Annotated in this window: 8 protein-coding genes; 6 read left to right on the forward strand and 2 right to left on the reverse strand. The window is 56.5% G+C overall.

Features of this window, described 5'->3' with window-relative positions:
- A partial coding sequence (locus ACOSYY_RS10680; protein ID WP_421662341.1) for an Lrp/AsnC ligand binding domain-containing protein occupies positions 1 to 138 on the forward strand: 138 nt, incomplete at its 5' end.
- A 110-nt stretch (positions 139 to 248) separates the two neighbouring features.
- Here ACOSYY_RS10680 and ACOSYY_RS10685 read toward each other — a convergent pair.
- Entirely contained in the window at positions 249 to 1,358 is a 1,110-nt protein-coding gene (locus tag ACOSYY_RS10685) for a Gfo/Idh/MocA family protein (RefSeq protein WP_421662333.1), read from the reverse strand.
- A 95-nt stretch (positions 1,359 to 1,453) separates the two neighbouring features.
- Here ACOSYY_RS10685 and ACOSYY_RS10690 point away from each other — a divergent pair, with 95 nt between their 5' ends.
- Together ACOSYY_RS10690 and ACOSYY_RS10695 are read left to right on the forward strand one after the other, a co-directional pair.
- Entirely contained in the window at positions 1,454 to 2,254 is an 801-nt protein-coding gene (locus ACOSYY_RS10690; protein WP_421662334.1) for a dienelactone hydrolase family protein, read from the forward strand.
- The gene (locus ACOSYY_RS10695; protein ID WP_421662335.1) at positions 2,251 to 3,240 is read left to right on the forward strand and encodes a hypothetical protein; all 990 of its coding nucleotides are present in this window, start codon (positions 2,251 to 2,253) and stop codon (positions 3,238 to 3,240) included. Before ACOSYY_RS10690 ends, ACOSYY_RS10695 begins: the two co-directional genes overlap by 4 nt.
- Positions 3,241 to 3,246: 6 nt before the next feature.
- Here ACOSYY_RS10695 and ACOSYY_RS10700 read toward each other — a convergent pair whose 3' ends face one another.
- On the reverse strand, positions 3,247 to 3,639 hold the full coding sequence (locus tag ACOSYY_RS10700; RefSeq protein WP_421662336.1) for a DUF423 domain-containing protein: 393 nt from the start codon (positions 3,637 to 3,639) through the stop codon (positions 3,247 to 3,249).
- A 254-nt stretch (positions 3,640 to 3,893) separates the two neighbouring features.
- On the opposite strand from ACOSYY_RS10700, the gene ACOSYY_RS10705 reads away from it, so the two are divergent.
- From ACOSYY_RS10705 to ACOSYY_RS10715, 3 genes are all read left to right on the forward strand, one after another.
- Positions 3,894 to 4,352, forward strand: coding sequence for a bactofilin family protein (locus ACOSYY_RS10705; protein WP_421662337.1), 459 nt, complete (start codon positions 3,894 to 3,896; stop codon positions 4,350 to 4,352).
- A 341-nt stretch (positions 4,353 to 4,693) separates the two neighbouring features.
- Positions 4,694 to 4,945, forward strand: coding sequence for a type II toxin-antitoxin system Phd/YefM family antitoxin (locus ACOSYY_RS10710; protein WP_421662338.1), 252 nt, complete (start codon positions 4,694 to 4,696; stop codon positions 4,943 to 4,945).
- A complete protein-coding gene (locus tag ACOSYY_RS10715) occupies positions 4,942 to 5,322 on the forward strand; it encodes a type II toxin-antitoxin system VapC family toxin (RefSeq protein WP_421662340.1) in 381 nt (126 codons plus the stop codon). Before ACOSYY_RS10710 ends, ACOSYY_RS10715 begins: the two co-directional genes overlap by 4 nt.
- Positions 5,323 to 5,406: the final 84 nt, after the last annotated feature.

Below are 5,406 nucleotides of genomic sequence, written 5' to 3' on the forward strand. Positions count from 1 at the left end.
TCCTGTTTCGGCCGTCCGGATATTTTTGTCTTCATCAGCGTCCAGGATGAACGGGCGCTCTCCGATGTCGTCATCACGAAGATCCATGCGATCGACGGCGTTGAAGAGACGGATACACATATCGTAGCGGAACCGTAAAAGGAGAAGGAAGAGGCTAGAGGTGAGAGGTTAGAGGTTAAGATTGAGAACGAGGCTGAGCTCGAAGCGGGCTGGAAAGATAAATTCTTACTCAGCCTTAACCTCATTTCTTAACCTTCAACAGGAAAAGTGACCGCTTTGCCTCCCGCCTGGGCTGACCGGTAACAGGCGTCGGCGATTTCCACGGCGCGGCACCCATCTTCTCCCGTGATGGGCATGGGGGAATTGTGCGTCACTGCCTGCAAAAAAGCCGTGAGGGTAGCAAGGACCGTCCGGGACGGAGGCGGTTCGGCATTCATCGTCTCAACACCGGCATCATCCACACAGCGAATTCGGCGCTGCATCCAGTCGGCTTCCACTCGCCCCTGTGAACCGATCCATATCGCTTGCCCGGCACGTGATCCCTGGACTCGGGCGATTTCTATTCGGCAAATCGTCCCCCCCATCGTGGTGAGGTGAACCGAGGCCCTCATTTCCGGCGCACTCGGTGGATGCGGATCCATCGTGCACTGCAACTCGTGCGGTTCTTCACCAGTTACATATCGGATGAGGTCCAGCATATGTACACCGATTTCCAACAACGCTCCCCGCTCCCCATATCCCGCGGCATGGCCGGGCGCTGTTTTTCGTATCTCAATATGGAACAATAAATCGAGTTGTCGGGAACGCCCGATAGAGGGTTGGAGTCTCTTCATGTGCTGAATCGTATGATCGAACCTGAGAGTTTGCGCCGTCATCAAGGGAACTCCGGCTTCGCGAGCCTGAGCCACCATCATACGGGCATCAGTCGCCGTCGTCGCCAATGGCTTCTCGATCAACAGAGGTTTACCGGCCTGGACGGCTAGTCCGCAGACTTCGGCGGAATAAATGGGAGGAGTGACCACGACGACCACGTCGACAGTCGGATCGGCGATGAGGGATCGGGCGTCGCCGTAGACCTTGACCGACTCGGCGCCCGGCATCTGAACGCCCTGCTCCGGGTGCCGTCGGCACACGGCTCTGAGGGAGGCCATTGGAAGATCCTGAATAAGATGCTGCGCATACCGAGCCCCATGCCGACCCACGCCGATCAGCCCCACACCGATGCAATCCTTGTTCACGACGCCTCTCACCGCGGGATGTTGAAAAAATCCTCCATCGGCGCGCTCGCAAGATACGGCCGCCTCACTAGGATACTGGGCGGCCCGCTCACCGACTCGCTTGCCTCGCGGCGAAGCCAAGGGCGCCGTCCGCAATTGACATTCTCGTAAGCGGCTCCATATAGTAAAGCAACGTCATGCAAAGCTCAAAGCCTCGCCGGTAGAGCATCTCGGCTATGTCCACGACACAAACGGCACCTTTCACACTTGCGCAGATTGGAACCGGAACGGCTCGCTTCCCAAGCGGTGTGCCGATCCCCACACATACCGATCAAATGGTAGACCCCTACTTCAAGAGCAAGATACCGAAGGAACACCAAGTCGATTGCCTGCTCTTCTGGCCGCAACAAGCGGGGTCCTATCCGGGAGTCGTCCTGCTGCATGATCGGTGGGGGCTGACCGGACAAATGAAGGATCTCGGCGCCCGGCTGGCCTGTGAAGGCTATATGGTGATCATTCCGAATCTCTATGGCCGGTTGGGAGGAATGGTCACCGCCAGCGATGACGTAGCGGCCGCTTTGCTGGAACGTCAAAACGACGCGCATGTCCTGACGGATATCAATTCTTGCTGTGAATATCTCAATACCCGCCACTTCGCGAAGACGAACATTCATGGAGTCGTGGGGTATGGAATGGGAGGGTCTTATGCGCTCCGTTTCGCGTGCCAACGGAAACGGCTGCGCGCGGCCGTCTCTTACTACGGCAAGATGGTCACTCCCAAGGAGCTGGTGAAAGACCTCTTTTCACCGCTGCTGTATCACCAAGCGGAAGATGACACCTGGGTTACTCAAGATGAGGTCGAGCAATTGCGCGGCGCCGCCGCCGAATATGCCAAGCGAGTCGAGATTCATCTCTATCCCCGGACGTCTCATGCCTTTTGTAATGAAATGAAACCGAACGTGTACAATCCCGACAGTTCGACCCTCGCCTGGGAGCGAACCACAAGTTTTTTGAAGTCTTGCTTCCAAGGAACATGACCCGAAGTCTCGCCCCAGTGCATGCTCAGCTTCCTTCACCGGTCGCGAGACTTCTCGGCCGGATCCAAGATCACTTCGGACATCGCCCTGCCGTCGCCAGATTCCTGCTGATCGCGATGTTGTCGATGTTCGGCCCGTCTCCTGTCATGGCGGACGGGAACGTGTCCCCCAGCCTGCTGGCCGACGTGGTGAACCAACGGGCCGATCAGCTGGCTCCGATCGACTCGGACCAAGGAGCCCTGACACTGTTCACAACGACAATCGGGCCCGCGCTCGGGCTGAAAGACGCATCGGCGGCATTGGGGGCCAAAAGACTCTCGAGCAAGATGGTCAAAGAACTGGAGTTGGCGGAATTATCCCGCTCCGTCCATGAGCTGATGGCGGCGCTGGCCACCTGGCAGTTTGCCGACTCCCTTCGTCATGACGCAGAACCATCCTCGGCCTTGCTTTCACTTTCTCCTGCGCGGCAAGATTGGCTGCAGGCCCGCAGCCGGACGCCCTCGCTTTCCCACCTGCTCGGTCTCGTACAGGAGGATCAGGCCCTTCGGACGTCTCAAGCAACATCCCCTACACGGAACACCGAATTCCTATCGGCGGCCGAGCGCACGCGGTTTGAATCCAGCCAATCGGCAATTGCGGCATGGTGGGACCTCTATGGCTGGAAGGACCGTATCCGGCAGGCAAAAGGCCGCGCTCGCCTCTGCGGAACCTGGCAATGGACCATTCATAATCACCAACACCACGAAGACCAAAAAAACACGCTCGTCTTCCATCCTGACGGACAGGTGCCGGCCAATAGCCCCGTCCCGTCGGAAATGATCATTCTTGGCGACAGCATTTACTTGCGATGGGAGCACAACGGGCAGATCCAAGAGGACAGTTTGCTGTTCATGAAGGATAATACGAGGATCGAGGGATCATTTGCGAACAGCCTGGGAGGATGGGGATCGATCACCGGGAAGCGGCTGGCGGCCTGCAAGCCCTAATTTTCTTCATCGTCCTGCGCTTCGCCACGCGCGCCATCCCAAAATCGCCCACCCCAAAATGAACAACGCCCCGCCCACCGGCGTCACCGCTCCGAGCCAGCGCACTCCCAACAACGACACCCCGTAGAGACTGCCCGAGAATAACAAGATTCCGGCCAAAAACATCCATCCGGCTTTGGCCGCTCCGGTGTCGCGACCGATACGAACGGCAAAGCCGCTCAAGACCATGCCGAAGGAATGATACATCTGATAGCGGGTCGCCGTATCGAACACGGCCAAGAGACGCTCATCCAGCATGCCTTTGAGCATATGGGCCCCGAAGGCGCCGGCTGCCACGCCGAGACCGGCACAGATACATCCAACAAGCACCAACCGTCGAGATGACGCATCGATATCCATCGTGTCTGGCTCCTGAAACGCAGGTTGCGGAACGATCGATCATACGCGATTCCAACTGGATACTCCATCCGTGCATGAGATCCGAAGCCGTCCCCTATAGTTTCCTCATGGTCATTCCTTCTTCACGATCCTCTTCTACCAAGAAGTTTTCCTCTCTCATCAGGCCGTATCGCAAAATCAGCCTTTGATTCTTTTTTCTGACTGCTGTATGGTGTGCCTTTATTTTTTTGAAACCACTCCGAAAGAGGATTATCATGTGGGACAAAAAGCGAGGCGAGATGGAGCCAGAGAACGGAAACTTTACCGTCTTAGGAAAAGACGTCACATTTAAAGGCATCGTCCATTTTCACAGCACCGTTCAACTCGATAGCGCCTTTGAAGGGGAAATCCACGCCAAAGGCATGTTGGTCATCGGCGAAAATGCGGTTGTCCGAGGCTCGATTATTGCCGAGACCATTGTCAGCAGAGGGAAGATTCATGGAAACGTGACTGCCAGCGGAAAAATCCAATTGCTCAAGCCGGCGGTCCTGCTCGGCGATATTTCCTCACCCCAGTTTTCAATGGAAGAAGGCGCGTTCTTCAAGGGTTCAATCGACATGGGTTCGCATCCGGTGGTCGACGAGCTCCAACAATCGTCCATGGTTCTACCCGACTTTTCGCACCGGCTCACCCCTTCAAGGCCTGTTCTGATCGAAAGCGAACGAGGGGGCTGACGCTCCCTCGTGCCGATATTTTTTCAGGAAGGTCCCTCCTCGCCGTTGCCGATATTTTGGACCGCGCTTCAACCACTCTCCCCTTGATCTTCTCGATGGAGCCAGCCGGCGGAACGCCCGCAATCTGAAATCTCTCGTCATCATCGATTTCCATTCATCTAGTCTACGAATTCTGTTTGGAGTATGGTGCAGGGCATCGCTGCCCTCCTAGCAAGTATTTCCAACCAGCGTGATGATGAGCCGCATGGACCGTGTCCGCCAACCTCGCTGCACGAGAACGTTGCTTTCCATAAAGATTCGACGTAGACTAACGTTAGTCCACATGGGGAGAGAGGGAGTAGGTGAAAGGCACGACAAAGGCCGTGAATGTCCATGAGGCGAAGACGCATTTTTCCAAGCTCCTTGCTGCCGTCGCGAAGGGGCAGCGGATTACGATTTGCAAAGATGGGACGCCGGTGGCGCAACTCGGGCCGGTCGAGACACCCATTCCTATTCGCCGCCCCGGATTGTTGAAAGGACGGGTGACGATCGCGGATGATTTTGATGCGCAGTTACCTCCAGACCTCATGGGCACGTTTGAAGGTCGGCTATGAATCTCCTGTTGGATACCCATGTGTTTTTGTGGTTTGTGATTCAGGCCCCACAGCTTTCGAAAGCGATCTATCACCAGATCGAGACCACGCCCGTGGTCTATATCAGTGCCGCCTCGCTTTGGGAGGTCGTCATTAAAATTCAGCTGAAGAAGCTCGCGGCAGACCCCACCGAGCTCGCCGCCAAGATAGCGGACAGTGGGTTTCAGGAATTGCCGGTGTCCGTGCTCCACACCCTCGCGCTGGAGCGGTTGCCGCTTCATCATCGGGATCCCTTTGACCGAATCCTCTTGGCCCAAGCGCATGTCGAACACCTGTGCTTACTGACCCATGATGCGAGTTTGAAACCGTATGGGCCGGTCTGTCAGGTGGTCTCATAGCCGAACCACGCAGTCATCTCTCCGGTCGGGAGTCACGTGGCATGCGGAATCCGCTCCATCGCGTATCAGCGTGATGACGCCATC

Source organism: Nitrospira sp. BLG_2, assembly GCF_049222245.1.

Bases quoted from the DNA above. Each gene is read 5' to 3' on its own strand.
- ACOSYY_RS10715 (WP_421662340.1), top strand. From the start codon at position 4,942: ATGAATCTCCTGTTGGATACCCATGTGTTTTTGTGGTTTGTGATTCAG.
- ACOSYY_RS10705 (WP_421662337.1), top strand. From the start codon at position 3,894: ATGTGGGACAAAAAGCGAGGCGAGATGGAGCCAGAGAACGGAAACTTT.
- ACOSYY_RS10700 (WP_421662336.1), bottom strand. From the start codon at position 3,639: ATGGATATCGATGCGTCATCTCGACGGTTGGTGCTTGTTGGATGTATC.
- ACOSYY_RS10695 (WP_421662335.1), top strand. From the start codon at position 2,251: ATGACCCGAAGTCTCGCCCCAGTGCATGCTCAGCTTCCTTCACCGGTC.
- ACOSYY_RS10690 (WP_421662334.1), top strand. From the start codon at position 1,454: ATGTCCACGACACAAACGGCACCTTTCACACTTGCGCAGATTGGAACC.